Here is a 20,924-nt window from a genome sequence, read left to right on the forward strand (position 1 = left end):
GATAAACTCGTATTAAATCATTTGTTTGTTAATCAAGACCCGAGGTAGAAAGAATGGGCGGTATTAGTATTTGGCAACTTCTTATCATTGCAGTGATTGTGATTCTGCTATTTGGAACCAAGAAACTGCGTGGTATTGGCGGCGACCTAGGTGGTGCTGTAAAAGGCTTTAAGAAAGCCATGAGCGAAGATGAGCCAACGGCAAAAAAATCTGACGACAAAGATGCAGATTTTGAACCAAAGAACATTGAGCAACAAAAAACAGACGCTTCGACTGAAACAAAGAAAGATAAAGAGCAGGCATAATTCGTGTTTGATATCGGTTTTTGGGAACTGGTACTCATCTCTGTAGTTGGTTTGGTAGTTCTGGGACCAGAGCGCCTACCAACGGCTATCCGAAGTGTTTCTCGTTTTATCAGCTCAGCAAAAGCGATGGCGAACAACGTCAAAGACGAGCTGTCGCATGAGCTTAAAGTTCAAGAGCTTCAAGAGAACCTGCGAAAAGCTGAGAAAATGGGCATGGAAGACCTCTCGCCTGAGCTGAAAAGTTCGGTGGAAGAATTGAAGCAGGCTGCTAGAGACGTTACGCGTCCGTACGCAAGCGATAAAGCGAAAGAGGCAGACCCTGAATCTCGTCCGCAAGAGACGAGCCATTCAGAATCTGCCAAGCCTGCTGAGAATGAGTCTCCAGAAAAAGATCTGAACAAGGGCTGATTATCAGCCCTTGTTTGTATGTATGTCGAACGTGGGTCGGTGGTTAACTTGCCGACCGTCACGGTATTTTATTCGAGGTTTTCATGTCTTCCGTCGAACAGACACAGCCTTTGATTAGCCATTTGCTAGAGCTGCGTAACCGACTGCTGCGTGCCATTGTCGCGGTGTTGGTGGTGTTCTTAGCGTTGGTGTATTTCTCTGGCAACATTTACGACTTTGTTTCTAAACCTTTGGTAGAGAGGCTGCCAGAGGGCGCGACAATGATCGCCACCGATGTCGCATCACCATTCTTTACCCCGCTTAAACTGACTCTAATTTCGTCGGTTTTCGTTGCAGTGCCTTACATTCTTTATCAGGTTTGGGCGTTTGTAGCCCCCGGCTTGTACAAGCATGAGAAAAAACTGATCATGCCGCTGATGTTCTCGAGCTCATTGCTGTTTTATTGTGGCGTGGCGTTCGCTTACTTTGTGGTATTCCCGTTGGTATTTGGCTTTTTCACCGCCATATCGTTGGGTGGGGTGGAGTTCGCGACTGATATCGCGAGTTATCTCGATTTCGTGCTAGCGCTGTTTCTAGCGTTTGGTATTGCATTTGAAGTGCCGGTCGCGATTATTTTGCTGTGCTGGACCGGGGCAACCGATGTAGAAAGTTTAAAACAAAAGCGTCCTTACATTGTGGTCGGCGCATTTATCGTGGGTATGCTACTCACACCGCCAGACATGATTTCACAAACCTTACTGGCTATTCCTATGTGTTTGCTGTTTGAGGTTGGCTTGTTCTTTGCGCGTTTCTATACGCGTAAGGATGATGTTGAAGAGACAGAACAAGAGTAAGTTTGCAAGCTTTTGATGACATCAACATGATGATAAAAATAGCGGTCTAGGCCGCTATTTTTGTATTTGTTGGTTAAGAGCCAAGTGGTGAGTTAGCGGATTTTCAGTACGTAACCGCAATGTGAACATACATACACTTCTTTGATGCCCATGACTTTTTGCCAAAACGTGCGGTGTTGACGCTGCAGTAGATTTCCATGTTGGCACATACCGACCTCCGAGATAAATGTGCGTGACCCCTGCCACACTTCCTTTGTCTGCAGTGGCATATAAACATGCCGCATATTCTACGTTAACTTGAGGTTATCGGGTGTACACTAAACTCGATCTTGATCACGAAATGAGCGATAAACAATACAAAATCACAATGAAAACAGTGATTTTGCATTGTTTGTTGTTACTTGTGCCACTTCTTTAGTACTTAGCTGTCTGAGGTCTGCTATGCGCTTTAGCACGAGCTCGGTGTAGGCTGGTTCATTGCGTTTACCGCGATGAGGCACTGGTGCTAGATACGGGCAGTCAGTTTCTAGAATCACTTTGCTCAAATCCAATTCAGGGATCACTTTGTCCATGCCTGAGTTCTTAAAGGTCGAGACGCCACCAAGGCCGAGATGAAAGCCAAGGTCGTTGATCGCTTTGGCTTCTTCAACCGTGCCGCCAAAGCAGTGGAATACGCCGCGCAGCTCACCATTTTGTTCTAATTTCAGTAACGTTAATGTTTCTTCAATCGAATCTCTAGTGTGGATCACTACCGGTAAGTTCATCTCTTTGGCCCAGTTAAGCTGAGTGATGAAGGCTCGTTCTTGTTCTTTGCGGTAGGTTTTATCCCAGTATAAATCGATACCAATCTCACCCACGGCGATGAAGTTGTGCTTGTCGAACCAGGAGTGAATGGTGCTGAGCGTCTGATCGACATCGGCATCCACATAACATGGATGCAGGCCCATCATCGAGCGACAGACCTGTGGGTAGGCGGCTTCAGTGGCGAGCATAGGTTCAATTGAATCAAGATCGATGTTCGGTAGCAAAATGTGCTCAATACCTGCATCGAGGGCGCGCTGTACCACTTCATCGCGGTCTTGGTCGAATTCGGCGGCGTAAATATGGGCGTGTGTATCTATCATGACAAACTAAATCTGGTGAGTAATAAACCCAGTATATCGCTTGTGGTTTAGCATTTTCCAATTTTACTACTAGCATGAACATGCAAGAGTGATATGCTTGATTTTCGCATTTTTCCAGACAAGGAGAGAAAGGTGTCTGTATCGATTCAAGGTCAATTTCCAGCACGCCGTATGCGCCGTATGCGCAAACATGACTTTAGCCGACGTTTAATGGCAGAGAATAAGGTGTCGGTGGATGACTTGATCTACCCAATGTTCATTCTAATGGGCAAAAACCGCCGCGAAACAGTGGAGTCTATGCCTGGGGTTGAGCGTCTTTCTATTGATTTGATGCTAGAAGAAGCCGAATACCTAGCAAAACTGGGCGTACCTGCCATTGCGCTATTCCCTGTAGTTAATCAGGATGCAAAAAGTCTCTGTGCCGCAGAAGCATACAACCCAGAAGGCTTGGTGCAGCGCGCAGTGCGCTCGCTGAAGGAAAATGTGCCACAAATGGGCGTGATCACTGACGTAGCGTTAGACCCGTTCACGACTCATGGGCAAGACGGCATTATCGACGAAGATGGTTATGTTCAGAATGATGAAACCACGGAAGTGTTGATCAAACAAGCGCTGTCCCATGCTGAAGCCGGTGCAGATGTGGTGGCACCATCGGATATGATGGATGGTCGTATTGGCCGTATTCGTGAAGCGCTAGAAGAAGCGGGTCATGTGCACACACAGATCATGGCTTACTCGGCGAAATACGCGTCAAACTACTACGGCCCATTCCGAGATGCGGTCGGTTCGGCATCCAACCTTAAGGGTGGCGATAAGAAAAATTACCAGATGGATCCTGCTAACAGCGATGAAGCCTTGCACGAAGTTGCGATGGACATCAATGAAGGTGCGGACATGGTGATGGTTAAGCCTGGTATGCCATACCTAGATGTAGTGCGTCGTGTGAAGAGCGAACTTCAGGTGCCGACCTTTGCCTATCAAGTGTCGGGTGAGTATGCGATGCACAAAGCGGCGATTCAAAATGGTTGGCTCAAAGAGCGTGAAACGGTACTTGAATCATTGCTGTGCTTTAAGCGTGCAGGCGCGGATGGCATTCTGACCTACTTTGCTAAAGATGTTGCAGAGTGGTTGGCTCAAGATAGTCAGCAAGATTGATAGACAATGTTTGAGCGAAAGCCGGCGTCATGCCGGCTTTTTTGATCGTAAAAATTAAATGATAAATATTCTCAATTAGTGGTTGACGCATTAAATGAGAATGATTACTATTAACTCGTCTTGAGGGGAAAGGTTAAGCAATTACCCGCTGTATGGCTGAGGTTGCTGGCTCGACCGGTTCTTTTTTGACACGACATTGCTCACATTGCTTCCAGTGTATTTATAGCTTTTGGTTGGTTAGCCGTACTCGTTTGACGAGATAGCCTCCTCCTATTATTGCTAGGCGACACCTTTGGTGTCGCTTTTTTTCTATCTACTCTTTGCAGATTAATTGCACACTCTGACTAGAATATAATCCTATCGCTGTCATTAAACGCAAAATTGGGTTTTCCACATGGCATGATCCAAGAAGGATCATGGAAGGGGTGGGGGATCTGATATTTAATGCTTTAATTACAGTGCCTTATATTTGTTTTTTGATAACCTTGAATAACTTTATCATTTGTTAAAACAACTCTATAAACAGATTTATCCACAGGCTGGGGGATGCGAGAGCGCAGTTTAATTTGGTAACTGTGTATATAGACAGTGAAAGAGCGTAGCATCGCGCTGCGAGTCATGGCATCCTTATAGATCACTACCAAAAATTTTGGACAACTAAACATGGCGCAAATACCAGACAACCCATTGATCCTTATCGATGGTTCTTCTTATCTTTATCGAGCATTTCATGCTTATCCAGAAACGATGAGCAATGGCGAAATTCCAACTAATGCGGTTTACGGTGTTGTTAACATGCTGCGAAGCATGATGCGTCAATTTGCCTCAGATCGTATAGCGGTGGTATTTGATGCCAAGGGCAAAACATTCCGCGATGATATGTACCCAGAGTACAAGGCAAACCGTCCACCTATGCCGGACGATCTTCGCTGCCAAATTGAACCTTTGCATAACGTGATTCGTGCGATGGGTTTACCGCTTATCTGTGTGCCAGGCGTGGAAGCCGATGATGTGATAGGTACTCTGGCGCATCAAGCATCTCAAGCGGATATGCCAGTGCTGATCAGTACAGGTGATAAAGATATGGCCCAGCTGGTGGATGACAACGTGACGCTTATCAACACCATGACTAATGTGGTGATGGACAGAGCGGGCGTGGTGGACAAGTTTGGTATTCCACCTGAGCTTATTATCGATTACCTAGCACTGATGGGCGATAAAGTAGATAACATCCCAGGCGTTCCTGGTGTGGGTGACAAAACAGCGACAGCCTTGCTACAAGGTATCGGCGGCATCAAAGACTTGTATGAAAAGCTCGATGATATCGCCCCTCTTGGCTTCCGTGGTTCAAAAACCATGGCGAAAAAGCTGACTGAGCACAAAGAGAATGCACTGCTTTCTTATGATCTTGCGACCATTAAACTGGATGTGGAGCTCGATTGTACCCCTGAGTCTCTGCTGAAAGAGACGCCAAACGTTGATGAGCTCACCAAGCTGTTTGGCCAACTGACCTTTAAATCTTGGCTCAATGAGCTTCTTGAAGGCGGTACGGGCGAAGTGCAAGCTGTAGAGAGCGCAGCAAAACGCGTTTCTGGCGATGATGATGCACCAGCGATGGACACCTCTGCAGTCACAATTGACCGTAGCCACTACGAAACCATCCTGACCGAAGAGCAATTTGCTCAGTGGTTAGAGAAGCTAAAAGCGGCTTCTGTGATTGCTTTCGATACTGAAACGGACAGCTTAGATTACATGGTCGCCAACCTTATCGGTCTGTCATTTGCGACCGAAGAAGGCGTGGCCGCTTATCTCCCTGTCGCGCACGACTACATGGGCGCACCAGAGCAGCTCGACCGTGATTGGGTTCTCGAGCAGTTGAAGCCGCTGCTTGAAGATGACAACGTGGTGAAAGTCGGTCAAAACCTCAAGTACGATGCCAGCGTGATTGCGCGCTATGGTATTGAGCTTAAGGGCATCAAATACGACACCATGCTCGCTTCTTATGTCTACAACAGTGTCGGCGGTAAGCACGACATGGACAGCTTGGCACTGCGCTTTTTGCAGCATAGCTGCATTTCATTCGAGCAGATTGCAGGTAAAGGCAAGTCACAGTTGACCTTTAACCAAATCGAGATGGATCAAGCGGCACCATATGCGGCAGAAGACGCGGATGTGACATTGCGTCTTCATCAGCGTATCAATGCAGAACTTGAGAAAAATGAAGCGTTGAATCGTGTTTACCAAGACATCGAAGTGCCGTTGGTTCCTGTGCTTTCGCGTATCGAGCGTACCGGTGTGTTGATTGATGACATGTTGTTGGGTGCTCAATCACAAGAGATTGCTGCACGCCTCGATGAATTAGAACAAAAAGCATTTGAGATTGCAGGGGAAGAGTTCAATTTGAGCTCGCCTAAGCAACTACAGGCGATTTTCTTTGAGAAGATGGGACTGCCGGTGCTTAAGAAAACACCGTCAGGCGCACCGTCCACCAACGAAGAGGTATTGCAAGAGCTGGCTTTGGATTACCCTCTGCCTAAATTGATCTTGGAGTATCGCGGCCTAGCAAAACTCAAATCCACCTACACCGATAAATTGCCGAAGATGATTAACCCTGAAACGGGTCGTGTGCACACGTCTTATCATCAAGCGGTAACAGCAACGGGCCGTTTGTCATCGACGGATCCGAACCTACAGAACATCCCTATCCGTAATGAAGAAGGCCGTCGTATTCGTCAGGCGTTCGTAGCGCCTCACGGCTGGAAAATTCTAGCGGTGGATTACTCTCAAATCGAACTGCGTATTATGGCGCATCTATCGGGTGATAAAGCATTATTGGATGCGTTTCAACAAGGTAAGGATATCCACGCTGCAACCGCGGCGGAGATCATTGGTGTTGATATTGAACAAGTGACCAGTGAACAGCGCCGCCGTGCCAAAGCCGTTAACTTTGGTCTTATCTATGGCATGAGTGCTTTTGGTCTGTCTAAGCAGCTAGGCATCCCCCGTGGTGAAGCTCAGCAATACATGGATACTTATTTTGAGCGTTACCCAGGTGTGATGCAATACATGGAAGACACACGCTCGTTAGCGACCGAGAAAGGCTATGTTGAAACCATCTTTGGTCGTCGATTGCACCTACCAGAAATTAAATCTCGTAACGGTATGCGTCGTAAGGCGGCGGAGCGTGCAGCGATCAACGCGCCTATGCAAGGGACAGCCGCAGACATCATCAAAAAGGCGATGTTGTTGGTTGATGAGTGGATCCAGGCTGAAGGTGACGGCAAGGTGAAACTTTTGATGCAAGTGCACGATGAACTGGTCTTTGAAGTGGAATCGTCATCTTTAGGCGAAATTGAAAGTAAAGTACAGAAATTGATGGAGTCGGCAGCAGAATTGGCTGTTCCACTTGTTGCTGAAGCTGGTCACGGAGACAACTGGGATCAGGCTCATTAGTCATATTTTGAGCTAAATTATTAAATTAACATGAGCCAGCGCACAGTCGCTGGCTTTTTTTCGATGTTAAAAAAGTTCATGCATCTAAGCGACTTATGTCTATTAACAAAAACTTCATGAAAAAAAACTACAAAAATAGTTTCATTTCCTGATCACTTGTTGTACATTAGAACGCGTAGGGTACAGAGGTAAGATGTTCTATCTTTCAGACCTTTTGTTTCACGTTATTGGATTAGGCTGATTCAGCCGCCCCAGTCAGTATTTGACTGGGGCGTTTTTTCTTGTGGCAAAGAAAATTCTTTAGCGTTTGAAATTCTGCTTTTCACTTCTCTTCTTCACGGCATTTCATTACTAAATTCTGTAATTAAACGACCTTCACACTTTGTATAATTCTTACCTAGAATCAAGCGTAGAAAAACGCCAGAAAGTAAGGTGTTTACTGTCTGAAATATAAAGTATTTTTTAGGGTTGCAAGCAAAGGGGAAGTGGGAAGATAAGAGAAGACTAGCTCACACTTTGTATGGCTGATGATTGCATTGTTCGAACGCTTCATAGATGCTTGGAACAAACAATAATACTAAATCTTCTCTCTCCCATTGCCCTGCCAGGAAGGCGGGGCGTTTTGTTTCTGTAAAGCTGTGTTTTTATAACCAAAGACCGTTAAGCGTCTTGCTCACCATCTTCTAATTCGTCAGATTGTTCAAGGTGTGCAAATGCTGGCGCAAACCAAGTGTCGAGTTTATTTCGTAATTGATCAACACCAATGCCTTTTAGTGACGAAAACGGGTCGACTTGCACATCACCGCCAAATGCCAGTGCTGCTTCACGGATCTTCAACACTTGTGCTTTGCGAGCACCACTTTTCAGCTTGTCTGCTTTTGTCAGAAGAACCTGAACGGGAATACCAGACTCAACAGCCCATTCAATTAATTGCTGGTCAAGGTCTTTCATCGGGTGACGAATATCCATCAGCACCACTAGGCCTTTCAGGCAACGACGTTTCTGCAAATATTCGCCTAGCGATTTTTGCCATTTCTTTTTCATCTCAAGTGGAACTTGAGCAAAGCCGTATCCAGGCAAGTCAACGATGTGACACCCTTCGTCTACCTTGAATAGGTTAATTAGCTGAGTACGGCCTGGCGTTTTACTGGTTTTCGCCAGGGCTCTTTGGTTGGTAAGACGGTTCAGTGAACTGGATTTACCTGCATTGGAGCGTCCTGCAAACGCAATTTCGATCCCTTCATCTTCTGGCAAGTGACGAATATCGGGTGCACTTGTAATGAAATGCGTGTTTTGATAATGAATTTTTACGCTCACTGTTAACTCCATCTCGACTTTGTGTAGTCGATTGATTACTTTTTTGTGAAATTGTGTAAAATAACCGTGCTCGGCATATGGCCACACATTGTACCATGATCGGTATTAATTGCCCGCGTTACCTTATTTTGTCCCTTTGACACCAATCTGTAGGGTTTTGCGAGGCGTATAGTGGTACTGGAAGCTTGATAATTATAATGGAATGTCATGAAAAAATTAGCGCTAATCTTGAGTCTTGTAGTCAGCTGCTCAGTATGGGCCCAAGGCGATATTGAAGCTGGTAAAGCAAAATCCCAAACGTGTGTAGCGTGTCATGGAGCGGACGGTAACAGTCTGCTAACGATGTACCCAAGCATCGCAGGACAGCACGCAAAATATATTGAAAAACAACTGAAAGACCTAAAGCTTGGTATGACAAGCAACGGTAAGCAAGGTCGCTATGATCCTGTGATGAGTGGTATGGCAATGCCGCTATCTGAGCAAGATATGGCGGATCTCGCGGCGTACTACGCATCTATGCCTATCGCCGCCAACAGCACCCCTGAGAATGTGGTTGAAGTTGGTAAAGTACTGTATACCGCGGGTGATGCTGAGCGTGGAATTACCGCGTGTATCGCCTGTCACGGTCCTCGTGGTAACGGCACTGAGCTATCAGGATTCCCAAAAATTTCTGGTCAGCATGCTGAGTATGTGAAGTCACAACTGGAGAAATTCCGCAGCGGTGATCGTGCCAACGATATGAACGCGATGATGCGTGATATCGCCAAAAAGCTGAACGACGATGATATCGACGTTCTTTCTAAATACGTGGGCGGTCTTCACTAATTCGAACCGCGTTACAAAACTAGCAGCCCAAAATAGTTTTTTTAACGCCAAACCGAGCTTGCAATGCCTCTTCTAATGAAGGGGCATTGTTGTTTTTGGCTTTTGCGCAGCGTATTAGCACAGTGTATTGGGTGACACAGATCTCACTTCGATCTCATAGCGGTTTGAAGGCGATTGGCGAGTTATCCAAGCCCGTTGTGCGATATTTGCCATACTTGTTAGCGCAAAAGCACCCACAGTACAAAATAAATATCTGATTTATATCATTTTAGTTGTTTCTGCGTTGTAGCGAGTCAGAAAAAATGTCGAGCTTGGTTGTGTTCCCTCGATAGTCAGGTAAATTGTTTCTTGTCGACAGGATGCTGACACAAGGATTTCAGACCAAGAAGGTCTTCATGGATGTTTGGCGAGGATTGCCAAAGTAATAATAAGGACGTCGTTCATACTCGGAGTATGGGCAGATAAGGATGGTCGATTATTCTCAGGATGAGAAAACAAATGGACAGGGTTTAGGAAGAACTCGAGCAAAAGGTTTTGCTAGGGATCGTAAGAACGCATCAGGACGATGACAAACAAGAATTAGCAGTGGAAGCACAAATAACAAACGGATATTTGTGAGGCATTCAAAGAGTGTCATCAATTTCACCCCCTATGGTGATGGAAAGCGACAGGTACGCCTGTCGCTTTTTTTACGTCCAAAACACAAGGCTAAATGATAATTACTCGCGTTTTCCTTGAGTTATTTGTTGAGAGCGATTATCATCTTTGACTCTATGCATGGAGGCAATATGGATAATCGCAGCAACCGCCACACCGACCCGTTAGATGTGCCTAGCAAATTACTTCGACCTTTATGGTTGCGCAGCCGTGAAAGTTTGCTTGATGACGGCATTATCTACGATCCAATCGCGGCGCATGCTTGCCGCCGTTGCCAATTAGCACCGGAGTGCCTCTCCGGAAATGTAGACCAAAGTCAGCTACTTCATGCCACCTTAACTCAGCTCTGTGATCTGCAAGTAAAACGTTTTTTAGAAACGAACCCTGATGGTTGGGTCATCAATGTCGGTGCCGGACTCGATACTCGTTTCTATCGTCTGGACAATGGTCGCTGTCACTGGCTTGAAGTCGATACGAATGAGCACTTAGTGTGGCGTCAGAGGCTGTTTCATAAAAGTGAGCGCTACACACTAACGTGTGGCTCGACTGATGATATGAGTTGGTTGTCGTCTCTGCTCATCCCGGCAGATAAGCCTATATTGATTGTTTGTGAACAAGCATTACTTGATTGCACAGAACATCGCATTGCTCATTTTGTGCAAGCTATTGGTTGTCATTTTCAGCATGCTAAGGCTTGTGTGGTGTTGGCGGGGGATATGACGACCAGCCACTTGGGACAAAAGATGGGCTGTGAGCACTATCAACATGGCATGAGAAAGCCGATTGAGAAACTGTTTCAATGGTTACCATGGACATACAAAGCCTCTCTACAGTCTCCTATCGAGAGACATTGCCAGCGTTGGTCTCGTTGGCAACGTGTCGTGGCGAAACTGCCCATCTACCGACATCGTCTCACACCCAATATTATTAATATTGAATGGTAGTTGCGGTGCCCATCATAAAATAACGTTACTATAGCGCTTCAATCATCCCATCCACTAAAGCACCTTTGGTGGAGCGTCGACGTGCTGGAGTGTTCGTGTTTCAACAATCAATTGCCATTCTTTCTGATTTGCCTTTGCACCGCCGAGTATTGCTGTTGGCCATCCCAATGGTGTTATCCAATATTACCGTACCGCTATTAGGGCTGGTTGATGCTGCTGTGATTGGCCACCTCGAGCACGCGTGGTATTTAGGTGGGGTCGCGCTTGGCAGTACGATGATCAGTGTTACATTTTGGCTGCTGGGATTTTTACGAATGTCCACGACAGGCCTTGCTGCACAAAGCTTTGGCGCTAATGATACTCGTCAACTAGCGCTGGTGTTTTTGCAAGGGAGCTTAATGGCACTGGTATTTGCGGCGCTGTTTTTGCTGCTGCACACCTCGCTCGCCGACCTTATCTTTTCGCTGAGCTCTGCCAGTACTGAAGTGAAGCATTACGGTTATCAGTATTTTGCGGTGCGTGCTTGGAGTGCGCCAGCAGCATTGATGAACTTTGTCCTGTTAGGTTGGCTGTTGGGCACCCAAAATGCTAAGGCACCCATGTGGATGGTGATCATCACTAACCTAGTGAATATCGCTCTAGATGTACTGTTTGTGATTGGGTTAGGGTGGAAAGTGGAAGGGGCCGCGTTGGCGTCGGTCATTGCTGACTACTCTGGTTGTGCATTTGGCCTATGGTGTGCCGCGCGCACTTGGCGTCAACGTGCATTACCCAATGCGCTACAACTGGTGTCGGAGGTGCGTCGTGATATTGGTCGCTTTGTGAAGCTCAATCGTGACATTTTTCTGCGTTCATTATGTCTGCAAGCGACGTTTAGCTTTATGACGTTTCAAGGTGCGGCGTTTGGCGATGACATTGTAGCAGCGAATGCCGTATTAATGAGTTTTTTGATGCTTATCTCCTATGGCATGGATGGTTTTGCTTACGCAATGGAAGCGATGGTGGGTAAGGCCATTGGGGCGAAAAGTCGCAGTCAGCTCATTGATTCACTTGTGGTGACCTTTTTTTGGAGTGCGGTCATTTGCGTGTTACTGACATTGGTATTTGCTGGCTTGGGCGGTTATTTAATTGCCATGATCACTTCCATCGCGGCGGTACAAACAGAGGCGGAGCGATTCTTGCCATGGCTGATTGCCATGCCATTGGTCTCCATGTGGTGTTTTCTGTTTGATGGCATTTTTATTGGCGCGACGAAAGGTCAAGATATGCGTAATAGTATGTTTGTCGCGACGTGCAGCTTTTTTGCTCTGTTCTTTTTGATGAGTAGCTGGGGAAACCATGCGTTATGGCTGGCGATGCTCAGCTTTATGGCCGTGAGAGGCTTGGGGCTGGCGGTGATCTTTGTCCATCAGTGGCGGCGCGGGCAGTTCTTGACGGCTTAGTTTCAATGACTGGCTTGGTCAGGTTTACTAATAACAAAGGCGACATTATGTCGCCTTTGTTGTATAGAAAGCCGTGCTATCAGAACAGGCGATTCAAACCGTTGAGCGCTGCAACACGATAAGCTTCCGCCATCGTTGGGTAGTTGAAGGTCGTGTTGATGAAGTACTCGATGGTATTGGCTTCCCCCTTTTGCTCCATAATCGCTTGGCCGATATGAATGATTTCGGCAGCGCGCTCACCAAAGCAGTGAATACCCAAAATTTCTTTGGTTTCGCGATGGAACAAGATTTTCAAACTTCCCACATCTTTACCAGCGATCTGGGCACGCGCAAGGTGTTTGAATGACGAGCGCCCCACTTCGTAAGGGATTTTGGCTTCGGTGAGCTCTTGCTCTGTTTTACCGACGGAACTGATTTCAGGGATGGTATAGATACCGGTCGGAATATCCTCAATCAGCTTACCTTCAGCTTCACCTCGAGTGATGGCTTGAGCGACAAATCGACCTTGATCGTACGCTGCACTCGCCAAGCTTGGGTAGCCAATCACATCGCCAACAGCATAAACATGCTCAATGTCGGTTTGGTAGTTGGTATCCACTTTTAGTTGTCCGCGGGAGTCTGCGACTAGACCAACGGCATCAAGGTTGAGTGCATCGGTATTACCTGTTCGGCCATTGGCATACAGTAGGCAATCCGCGCGCATTTTCTTGCCCGAGTTGAGGTGGATGATCACGCCGTCTTCAGTGCCTTCAATCTTGGCATACGTTTCGTCGTTGCGGATCATCATACCGCTGTTCCAGAAATGGTAAGACAAGGAATCGGACATTTCATTATCCAAAAATGCCAAAAGTCGCTCACGAGTATTAATGAGGTCGGTTTTTACATCCAAACCACGGAAGATAGACGCGTACTCACAGCCTATGACGCCTGCGCCGTAAATAATGATGTGTCTAGGGTCGTGTTCTAGGGAAAGAATGGAGTCGCTATCGTAAATACGCGGATGATTAAAGTCGACGTCGGCTGGACGGTAAGGTCTAGAGCCGGTTGCAATAACAAATTTATTTGCGGTGTAGGTATCGACGGTGCCATCGGATTTGGTCACTTCCAGACTGTGGGTGTCGATAAAACGTGCAGTACCGAACAGCAATGTGCATTCGTTTCGATCGTAGAAGCCTTGGCGTAGTCGTGTCTGTTTGTCGATCACTGTTTTTGCATGCCCCAAAATGTTAGAAAACGTGGAGTGCAAACTGGTGTTGTTACCACAAAACAGTGGGTTACTGTTGAACTCAATGATACGGCTGACCGCATGACGCAGTGCTTTTGAAGGAATGGTACCCCAGTGAGTACATCCACCCCCGACACTGCTCTCTTTTTCGATGATCGCAACGTTGAGGCCAGCTTTTGTTAGCCCCATCGCAGCCCCTTCACCACCTGGGCCACTGCCGATTACGATAGCATCAAAATGTTTAGCGCGACTCATATAGTATCCTCGTAGTTCCTCACACTCCCTGCAAAACGTTTAGCTTTAATAGCAACAGTAGGCTAGGAGTGATGAGTGCAATTCATAGACTGGCAATGGCGAGATTTTAACGGATTATTAACGTTGGTAAATATGGCTGCGTGAATAGAGTGTGAAAGATCACGCAGTTTTATCGAGAGTTAGCACCGGATAAACGTTTGATGTATGCAAAATAATGAAACTTGTTCAAGTATAATGCAGAGTAAATGAAGTGAGATGCGTACAGGTTTTTTGGCAAAATCGCCAGCCATACACTTATACAAAGTGACTATTCGCGCTATATTACCTCCACTCCCTCAATTACCGTCATCGATGGTAACCAACAAGAGCACCTAGGTTAAACATGAAATCAATGGGTATTCGTGCACAACAAAAAGAAAAAACGCGTCGTTCATTGATCGATGCTGCTTTCAGTCAGCTTAGTGCCGACCGCAGCTTTTCGAACTTGAGCCTGCGCGAAGTCGCGCGCGAAGCCGGTATAGCTCCAACTTCTTTCTATCGCCATTTTAAAGATATGGATGAGCTGGGGCTGACCATGGTAGATGAAGGAGGCTTGCTGTTAAGGCAGTTAATGCGACAAGCGCGCCAACGTATTGTCAAAGAAGGCAGTGTGATCCGTACTTCAGTTGAAACGTTTATGGAGTTCATTGAAAGCAGTCCCAACGTGTTCCGCCTATTATTAAGGGAGCGTTCTGGTACCTCTTTTGACTTTCGAGCTGCGGTGGCTCGTGAGATCCAACACTTTTCCGCTGAGCTAACTGAATATCTGGTTAGCACAGGTATGGACCGTGACGAAGCATTTGCCCAAGCGGAAGCTTCTGTCATTCTCGTGTTCAGTTCAGGTGCTGAGGCGTTAGACCTTAGCAAGAAAGAAAGATATGAACTGGCCGAGAGGCTGATTGTCCAATTAAGGATAGTGGCCAAGGGTGCACACTGGTATCGCAAAGAACGTGAAAGAAACCGTCAAAAAGAAGGGTCCAAATAATGTCCAATGAAGTGTCCTCCGAAAACCGCGAAAGCGGTAAAAAAACGCTCGTACTTGCTCTGATTGCAGGTATGTGTGGTAATGCAATGTTGTCTTGGCTCACCATCAGCGAAGTGACATTTTCGATTTTCCCATTGATTGCACTCGTGCTGTCAGTGCAAGCTCTATATCAAGAGTATTTAAGAAACCCAATCCCAGAAGATTTTCCAATGGTTGGCCTGGCTGCATTCTTTGTGGGTGCGTTCGGTCACTCAGCGTTTACTAAGGCGCAGTACCCAGAAGCAGGCTCTAACTTTATCGCCATCATGGTGGTCTTGGTGCTGCTATTCTGGATTGGTAAAAAGATGGGTTATATCCTCAAGGAAGCTTAATCCAGAGAATGATTGATCACCTCGCGTGAGTATAAAAAAAACGAGCCTTTATCGGCTCGTTTTTTTATATCTATTGGATCTGAACTTAGGCTTTGCGTTCTAAGAGGACACCCGCTTCAATGTGATGGGTGAACGGGAACTGATCGAACAGTGCAAATCGTGTGATGTGGTGTGTTTCACCCAGTACATCCAGGTTGTCTTTCAAGGTTTCAGGGTTGCACGAGATATACAGAATGCGCTCGTAGCCTTGAACCATTTTGCAGGTATCGATATCCATACCTGCACGTGGTGGGTCAACAAAAATCGTATTGCAGTTGTAGCTCTTAAGGTCGACATTTTGCTGCTGCAAACGTCGGAACTCACGTTTGCCTTCCATCGCTTCAGTAAACTCTTCCGCTGACATGCGAATGATTTGTACGTTATCAATCTTGTTGGCTGCAATGTTGTATTGCGCCGATTCTACAGAGGGCTTCGCTAACTCAGTCGCAAGTACGCGCTCAAAGTTTTGTGCCAATGCCAACGAGAAGTTGCCGTTACCACAGTACAGCTCTAGCAGATCACCTTTGCTCTCTTGGGTACAATCGACTGCCCACTCCAACATCTTTTGAGCCACAGGGCCATTTGGTTGTGTGAAGCTGTTTTCCACTTGCTGGTAGTGGTATGGCTGACCGTTAACATGTAGAGTCTCTACCACATAGTCTTGATCCATGACGATTTTCATCTTGCGCGCACGACCAATCAGGTTCAGTTTGAAACCTTCGTCATTGAGCTGCTGTTTCAGTGCTTGTGCTTGTGCTTTCCACGCATCATCCAGTTGACGGTGATACAGCAGAGATACCAAGATTTCGCCGCTCATCGTCGATAGGAAATCGACTTGGAACAGTTTCTTTCTTAATAGCTCATTGCCTTTCATCGCGTCCATCAGCAGTGGCATTAGGTCGTTGATAAGACGGCTTGCCGCAGGGAATTGATCAACACGGTACTTTTCACGCGTTTCTTGGTTGAACATGATGTAGTACATGTCGTCGCCTTCGTGCCACACGCGGAATTCGGCACGCATACGATAGTGCTTTTCTGGGGAAGTAAATACTTCGAGCTCAGGAGCAGAATACGGCGCCATCATATCGATCAGACGTTGAGATTTTTCTTCAAGCTGGATTTGATAGCCTTCTGGTGTGAAGTCGAGATTTGCCATTGTGATTGCCTATCGTCGGTAATGAGTTGTATTAAGGAGGGCAGATTTTATTCAATCTCCCGTCGTTGTCCAGTTTTTCCCAGAATTGTCTCGCATTATTACTGCACTCTTATAGCTTAGTTCAATCCGTTATGGACAAATAATCAATCAGTTAATACCATGCCCCCTAGCTGGTGTGAGAATCAAATGGATATCTCACTGAAAAGGGAATCTGGTGCAAATCCAGAACTGACGCGCAGCGGTAAGAGAGAACAACCCCTCAAAAGACACTGTTTGATATAAGCGGGAAGTCGAGGCAGTAGGTGGAACCAATATGGTTTCGTGCTCTTAAGTCCGAATACCTGCCAGCAGCCAACTCGATGCGAAAAAAGGATTGCTCGAGTAGGTAGGACTTACGCGATTTAGGACAATATAACAAATGAACAAGTCATGTTTGGCGATAGCAGTGGCTGCATCGCTCTCTTCTTATGCTTCTTTTTCACTGGCTCAAGAAAGCTCAGCGACAGCGCAGACCAAAGACACAATGGTGATCACCGCCAATCGTTTCGAACAACCGGAAGATAAAGTCATCGCCCCAATGAGCGTAGTGACTCGTCAAGAAATTGAGGTATCTCAGGCAAAGAGCTTGTCGGACGTACTGCGCCGGCTTCCTGGTGTCGAAGTGGTGCAAAACGGTGGGCGAGGTCAATCAACGTCTATATTTCTGCGTGGTACCAATAGTAATCAAACCTTAGTGTTGGTTGATGGTGTTCGCTATAGCAGCGATACCACTGGATTATCCATCAATCATTTTCCAATTGGACTAGTTGAACAGGTGGAAGTGATTCGTGGACCGAGCGCATCAATTTATGGCTCAGACGCCATTGGTGGAGTAATCAATATCATTACTCGTACCAATAATGGCCAAGAGCGCAAACAAATCAATGTAGGTGCGTCGAGTCACGACGGTCGTGAAGCCAACTTTACTGCGAAGACAAAGCTTAATGAAAATGGCCATATTCAAGTAGCGGGTGGCTATGAGAAGACGGATGGCTATGATTTTAAAGCCGTGCAAGATGGCACCAACTATGGCTATGAAAATCGAAACTTGCACCTTGGTTACAAACATGACTTCAACAGCAATTGGAGCGCACTGTTAGATTATCGTTGGTTCGATAGCCTGACCGAGTACAACTCTGGAGGTGCGAAGAAGAACGGGGCGGTTGATAATCAGAATCTGGCGGGTCGTATCGACTATCAAAGCCAAGCGTATAAATCATTTGTGACGTTAAGCTATGCTCAAGTTGAGAAAAAGGACTTCCTGCAATCTGTTGGCGAGAGCAATGCCGATACGGTTGTAGATACTAATGCGTTAAATGCGCAATGGTCGAACCTTATTCAAATTAACTCACAGTATTCGGTCGGTGGTGGTCTGGATTACCGTAAAGAGGAACTTGCCGATGATGCCAAGAGCTGGGGGAGTGCGCATAAACTAGCGGGAGAAAGCCGCGAGAATATTGGCGCTTATGTATCTGGTAGAGCGGATTATGACAAGTTTTCTGCCGAAGCGAACGCAAGGCATGATAGACACGATAAATATGATAATTACACAACCTGGTCATTGGGTGGTCAATATCGCTTCATTCCAAACTACCGTGCTTACGTGATGGCAGGCACCGCTTTTAAAGCGCCAAGTTATAACAGTTTGACCACCAATCCAGATCTTCAGCCTGAAGACTCGCGCAACCTTGAAGTTGGGCTTGCCGGTTTGAGTGGCTTTTTAGATTGGAAACTATCGGCCTATCACAATAAGGTCGACAATCTAAATATTTGGTATTCGGTACCAGGAGACCCATGGGGTAAAACTTACAACATAGATGCGGATATTAAGGGTGTAGAGCTAGAAGGGCGCTTTAGTACTGGACCAGTCCATCATACAGTGATTGCTGAATACAAAGATCATAAAGATGACAATGGTATTCAACTGGCTCGACGAGCGAAAGATAACTACAAATGGATTGGTGAAGCAACTTTAGGTGACTTTGATCTGTCACTCACCTATATCTACACTGGTAAGCGTCTCGACTTACCGACCGCTAATCCGACTGCTGACGACTATCTACCTGCGACGAGTTTGTGGGATGCGGCAGTCTCTTACTGGGTAGCTGACAATGTTGCCTTAAGAGCAAGGGTTGATAATTTGCTTGATGAGGAATATGAAACGGCTAAGGGGTATCGCTCGCCGGGCCGTACTTTCTTCGCGCTGGCAACAGTAAACTTCTAACAGCTAGTAACGCCTCTATATCTAAGCCACTCTCGAGAGTGGCTTTGTTTATTCTCACATTCAGGGTTTTCGCATGAAAAACATCATTATTAGCTGGTCATCAGGCAAAGATTCCACATTAACCTTTGAGCGTCTTATGGAGTCTTCCGAATACAATGTTGTAGGTCTCTACACCACTCACGTCAGCGGTGAGGTTCCTTTCCAAGTGACACCTCTCGAAGTGGTTAAGATGCAAGCCGATAGACTAGGAATGCCGTTAGTGTCTATTGAGCTTCCAGAGGTGTTCCCCCCAAATGACATCTATCAGTCGTTAGTTATCGATGGCGTAAAGTCATCAGGGCTTAATGTCGACGGAATCGCCTTCGGGGATATGTTCTGTAATGGTATTGTTGAGTATCGAAAAAGTTATGTAGAGCCCGCTGGACTGGAAGCGGTTTTTCCCCTTGTTGGTGAAAGTAGTCAAGCGCTTGCTCAAGAGATAATAGAAAGAGGCATTGATACCGTATTGGTGACAATAGACAGGCAAGTATTGCCGGAGTTTTTATGCGGTGAGCGTTATAATGAGCACCTCGTCACGGAGTTACCAGACAATGTTGACCCATGTGGCGAAGATGGTGAGTTCCACACCTTAGTGTGTAATTCAAAGTACTTTAGTCACCCTATAGAGATTGAGTCCTTATCGATAGAAACCGCTGAGCGATTCAGTCATCTAAGGTATAAAGTAAAGTAGGAGTCCAGAGCAGATAGGTTTACCGCTAAACCAGTAGTGAGTATCATGTCGGCGGGTAGATAACGACAACTGTCGGTGTAGCACGCGATGAATAGACATAACATTTTGATCTTTGACTCTGGAGTAGGTGGCCTCTCGGTATATAAAGAGATAGCCAGCTTGCTGCCACGTGCAAACTACTTCTACTTGTTCGACAACGAAGCCTATCCCTATGGTGAGCTAGCACCCGATACATTGGTTGATCGTACCTGTCGTCTTATTCAACAGATGATGCAGCGTCAGCGTATTGATATCGTCGTTATCGCTTGCAATACCGCGAGTACCATCGTACTTCCTCAATTAAGAGAAGCGTTATCTATCCCGGTTGTCGGTGTTGTCCCTGCAATAAAACCCGCTTCTCTACTATCTAAAAAGGCTGTCGGTTTAATCGCAACGCCAGCCACCATTACTCGACAATATACTCACGATTTGATCCGTGACTTTGCTGATGACAAAGACGTAAAGCTTCTTGGTAGTAGTAAGCTGGTGGATATGGCCGAGCAAAAGCTGAGAGGCCAATCCATTGACATGATGCAATTACATCAGATCCTAGAGCCACTCGTAGACGTGATTGACGTGGCGGTATTGGGGTGTACTCATTTTCCTTTGATTCGAGAAGAGATATCTCAAGTGCTTGGCAAAGACGTCGAACTGATTGACTCGGGTACTGCGATTGCTCGCAGGGTCATGAGTTTATTAACTGAAAGTGACTATGAAGACGGTTTAGGAATCAAAGAAGTGTTTAGTAGTGCTTCTCCTAACCAAGAAGAAGCACTAAATATAGCCTTAGAAGATCTCGGCTTTAGTCCTGTTCAATTGATGAAGATTCAGGATGCTTAGGATCATTGGCAATGCGGACCTTTAGAGTTCGCTGCATATAGTCCTTTTCATTAAGCGCTTCGATAGCACCCTCGGCATCGGAGCTCGCCATTACGACGAAACCAAACCCGCGGCGCTTTCCGGTGCGTTTATCCTTCATTAGTCTTACTGCAAATACCTCCCCATACTCAGCGAACAGATCTTTGACGTGAGATTCGTTGGCCTTATAAGGTAGATTACCTACGTACAGTGTTTTTGTTGATTGAGAACTGTCTTTCGAAATGGTTGGAGCAGCAGAAGAGAACTTAACAACGAAAAATGTAGCTACTACACCAAGCACAAAAGCAACAGCCGGTGAAATGTCGGCGAACTGAGAAAAAACAATACCGCCCAAAATAGCAATCGCTATTACTAGAAAAAGAGATTTATTGGAGTCCATATTAAAGTACTACTTTTCTTATTGACGAATAATGGCATCTATCGTTAACAAATAGATACAAGAATATTACGTAGTTGAGGGTTATTTTTCCAATTATTTGG

The 20,924-nt window shown here is 46.1% G+C and carries 18 protein-coding genes, 1 pseudogene and 1 riboswitch; of the genes and pseudogenes, 14 read left to right on the plus strand and 5 right to left on the minus strand.

Annotation, left to right across the window (positions count from 1 at the left end; genetic code table 11):
* Window positions 1-53 precede the first annotated feature (53 nt).
* The 3 genes and pseudogenes from tatA to tatC all read left to right on the plus strand — a co-directional run bounded on the left by tatA (window position 54) and on the right by tatC (window position 1,546).
* The gene (tatA, locus tag AAA946_RS00700; RefSeq protein WP_042502091.1) at window positions 54-305 is read left to right on the plus strand and encodes a Sec-independent protein translocase subunit TatA; all 252 of its coding nucleotides are present in this window, start codon (window positions 54-56) and stop codon (window positions 303-305) included.
* A gap of 3 nt (window positions 306-308) precedes the next feature.
* Window positions 309-603 (plus strand): annotated as a pseudogene (gene tatB, locus AAA946_RS00705) (Sec-independent protein translocase protein TatB); the annotation flags it as partial.
* Window positions 604-796: 193 nt separating this feature from the next.
* On the plus strand, window positions 797-1,546 hold the full coding sequence (gene tatC, locus AAA946_RS00710) for a twin-arginine translocase subunit TatC (RefSeq protein ID WP_338163252.1): 750 nt from the start codon (window positions 797-799) through the stop codon (window positions 1,544-1,546).
* Between the two features lie 362 nt (window positions 1,547-1,908).
* Here tatC and AAA946_RS00715 read toward each other — a convergent pair whose 3' ends face one another.
* Window positions 1,909-2,670, minus strand: a complete 762-nt coding sequence (locus AAA946_RS00715) for a TatD family hydrolase (RefSeq protein ID WP_338163253.1) — start codon at window positions 2,668-2,670, stop codon at window positions 1,909-1,911.
* Between the two features lie 132 nt (window positions 2,671-2,802).
* Here AAA946_RS00715 and hemB point away from each other — a divergent pair, with 132 nt between their 5' ends.
* The 3 genes from hemB (at window position 2,803) to AAA946_RS24125 (ending at window position 7,519) form a co-directional block, all read left to right on the plus strand.
* A complete protein-coding gene (gene hemB / locus AAA946_RS00720) occupies window positions 2,803-3,825 on the plus strand; it encodes a porphobilinogen synthase (RefSeq protein ID WP_338163254.1) in 1,023 nt (340 codons plus the stop codon).
* Between the two features lie 663 nt (window positions 3,826-4,488).
* A complete protein-coding gene (polA, locus tag AAA946_RS00725) occupies window positions 4,489-7,278 on the plus strand; it encodes a DNA polymerase I (protein WP_338163255.1) in 2,790 nt (929 codons plus the stop codon).
* 193 nt (window positions 7,279-7,471) lie between these two features.
* Window positions 7,472-7,519: a hypothetical protein gene (locus tag AAA946_RS24125; protein WP_438356636.1), complete on the plus strand. Its 48-nt coding sequence runs from the start codon at window positions 7,472-7,474 to the stop codon at window positions 7,517-7,519.
* A 419-nt stretch (window positions 7,520-7,938) separates the two neighbouring features.
* On the opposite strand, the gene yihA is transcribed toward AAA946_RS24125, so the two are convergent.
* Window positions 7,939-8,607, minus strand: a complete 669-nt coding sequence (yihA, locus tag AAA946_RS00730; RefSeq protein WP_338163256.1) for a ribosome biogenesis GTP-binding protein YihA/YsxC — start codon at window positions 8,605-8,607, stop codon at window positions 7,939-7,941.
* Between the two features lie 195 nt (window positions 8,608-8,802).
* On the opposite strand from yihA, the gene AAA946_RS00735 reads away from it, so the two are divergent.
* The 3 genes from AAA946_RS00735 to dinF all read left to right on the plus strand — a co-directional run bounded on the left by AAA946_RS00735 (window position 8,803) and on the right by dinF (window position 12,463).
* Window positions 8,803-9,420 carry a c-type cytochrome gene (locus AAA946_RS00735; RefSeq protein WP_338163257.1) on the plus strand — a complete coding sequence of 206 codons (618 nt, stop codon included), beginning with the start codon at window positions 8,803-8,805 and terminating at the stop codon, window positions 9,418-9,420.
* A 788-nt stretch (window positions 9,421-10,208) separates the two neighbouring features.
* Window positions 10,209-11,021 (plus strand): class I SAM-dependent methyltransferase, encoded by an 813-nt coding sequence (locus AAA946_RS00740; protein ID WP_338163258.1) that lies wholly within the window; start codon window positions 10,209-10,211, stop codon window positions 11,019-11,021.
* Between the two features lie 95 nt (window positions 11,022-11,116).
* Window positions 11,117-12,463, plus strand: a complete 1,347-nt coding sequence (dinF, locus tag AAA946_RS00745) for an MATE family efflux transporter DinF (RefSeq protein WP_338163259.1) — start codon at window positions 11,117-11,119, stop codon at window positions 12,461-12,463.
* A gap of 79 nt (window positions 12,464-12,542) precedes the next feature.
* On the opposite strand, the gene sthA is transcribed toward dinF, so the two are convergent.
* Window positions 12,543-13,943, minus strand: coding sequence for a Si-specific NAD(P)(+) transhydrogenase (gene sthA / locus AAA946_RS00750; RefSeq protein ID WP_338163260.1), 1,401 nt, complete (start codon window positions 13,941-13,943; stop codon window positions 12,543-12,545).
* 382 nt (window positions 13,944-14,325) lie between these two features.
* Here sthA and fabR point away from each other — a divergent pair, with 382 nt between their 5' ends.
* Window positions 14,326-14,967, plus strand: a complete 642-nt coding sequence (gene fabR / locus AAA946_RS00755) for an HTH-type transcriptional repressor FabR (protein WP_338163261.1) — start codon at window positions 14,326-14,328, stop codon at window positions 14,965-14,967.
* On the plus strand, window positions 14,967-15,338 hold the full coding sequence (locus AAA946_RS00760) for a YijD family membrane protein (protein WP_338163262.1): 372 nt from the start codon (window positions 14,967-14,969) through the stop codon (window positions 15,336-15,338). Before fabR ends, AAA946_RS00760 begins: the two co-directional genes overlap by 1 nt.
* Window positions 15,339-15,423: 85 nt before the next feature.
* Here AAA946_RS00760 and trmA read toward each other — a convergent pair whose 3' ends face one another.
* The gene (gene trmA, locus AAA946_RS00765; protein WP_338163263.1) at window positions 15,424-16,533 is read right to left on the minus strand and encodes a tRNA (uridine(54)-C5)-methyltransferase TrmA; all 1,110 of its coding nucleotides are present in this window, start codon (window positions 16,531-16,533) and stop codon (window positions 15,424-15,426) included.
* Window positions 16,534-16,687: 154 nt separating this feature from the next.
* Window positions 16,688-16,896: riboswitch (cobalamin riboswitch) on the plus strand.
* A gap of 55 nt (window positions 16,897-16,951) precedes the next feature.
* On the opposite strand from trmA, the gene AAA946_RS00770 reads away from it, so the two are divergent.
* The 3 genes from AAA946_RS00770 (at window position 16,952) to murI (ending at window position 20,405) form a co-directional block, all read left to right on the plus strand.
* Window positions 16,952-18,796, plus strand: a complete 1,845-nt coding sequence (locus AAA946_RS00770) for a TonB-dependent receptor domain-containing protein (protein ID WP_338163264.1) — start codon at window positions 16,952-16,954, stop codon at window positions 18,794-18,796.
* Window positions 18,797-18,869: 73 nt separating this feature from the next.
* Window positions 18,870-19,526 carry an ATPase gene (locus tag AAA946_RS00775; protein WP_338163265.1) on the plus strand — a complete coding sequence of 219 codons (657 nt, stop codon included), beginning with the start codon at window positions 18,870-18,872 and terminating at the stop codon, window positions 19,524-19,526.
* 87 nt (window positions 19,527-19,613) lie between these two features.
* A complete protein-coding gene (gene murI / locus AAA946_RS00780; protein ID WP_338163266.1) occupies window positions 19,614-20,405 on the plus strand; it encodes a glutamate racemase in 792 nt (263 codons plus the stop codon).
* Here murI and AAA946_RS00785 read toward each other — a convergent pair.
* On the minus strand, window positions 20,368-20,823 hold the full coding sequence (locus AAA946_RS00785; protein ID WP_338163267.1) for an RNA-binding protein: 456 nt from the start codon (window positions 20,821-20,823) through the stop codon (window positions 20,368-20,370). The two genes, murI and AAA946_RS00785, sit on opposite strands and share 38 nt — an antisense overlap.
* Window positions 20,824-20,924 lie beyond the last annotated feature (101 nt).

This window comes from Vibrio sp. 10N, from assembly GCF_036245475.1.
Classification (GTDB): Bacteria; Pseudomonadota; Gammaproteobacteria; order Enterobacterales; family Vibrionaceae; genus Vibrio.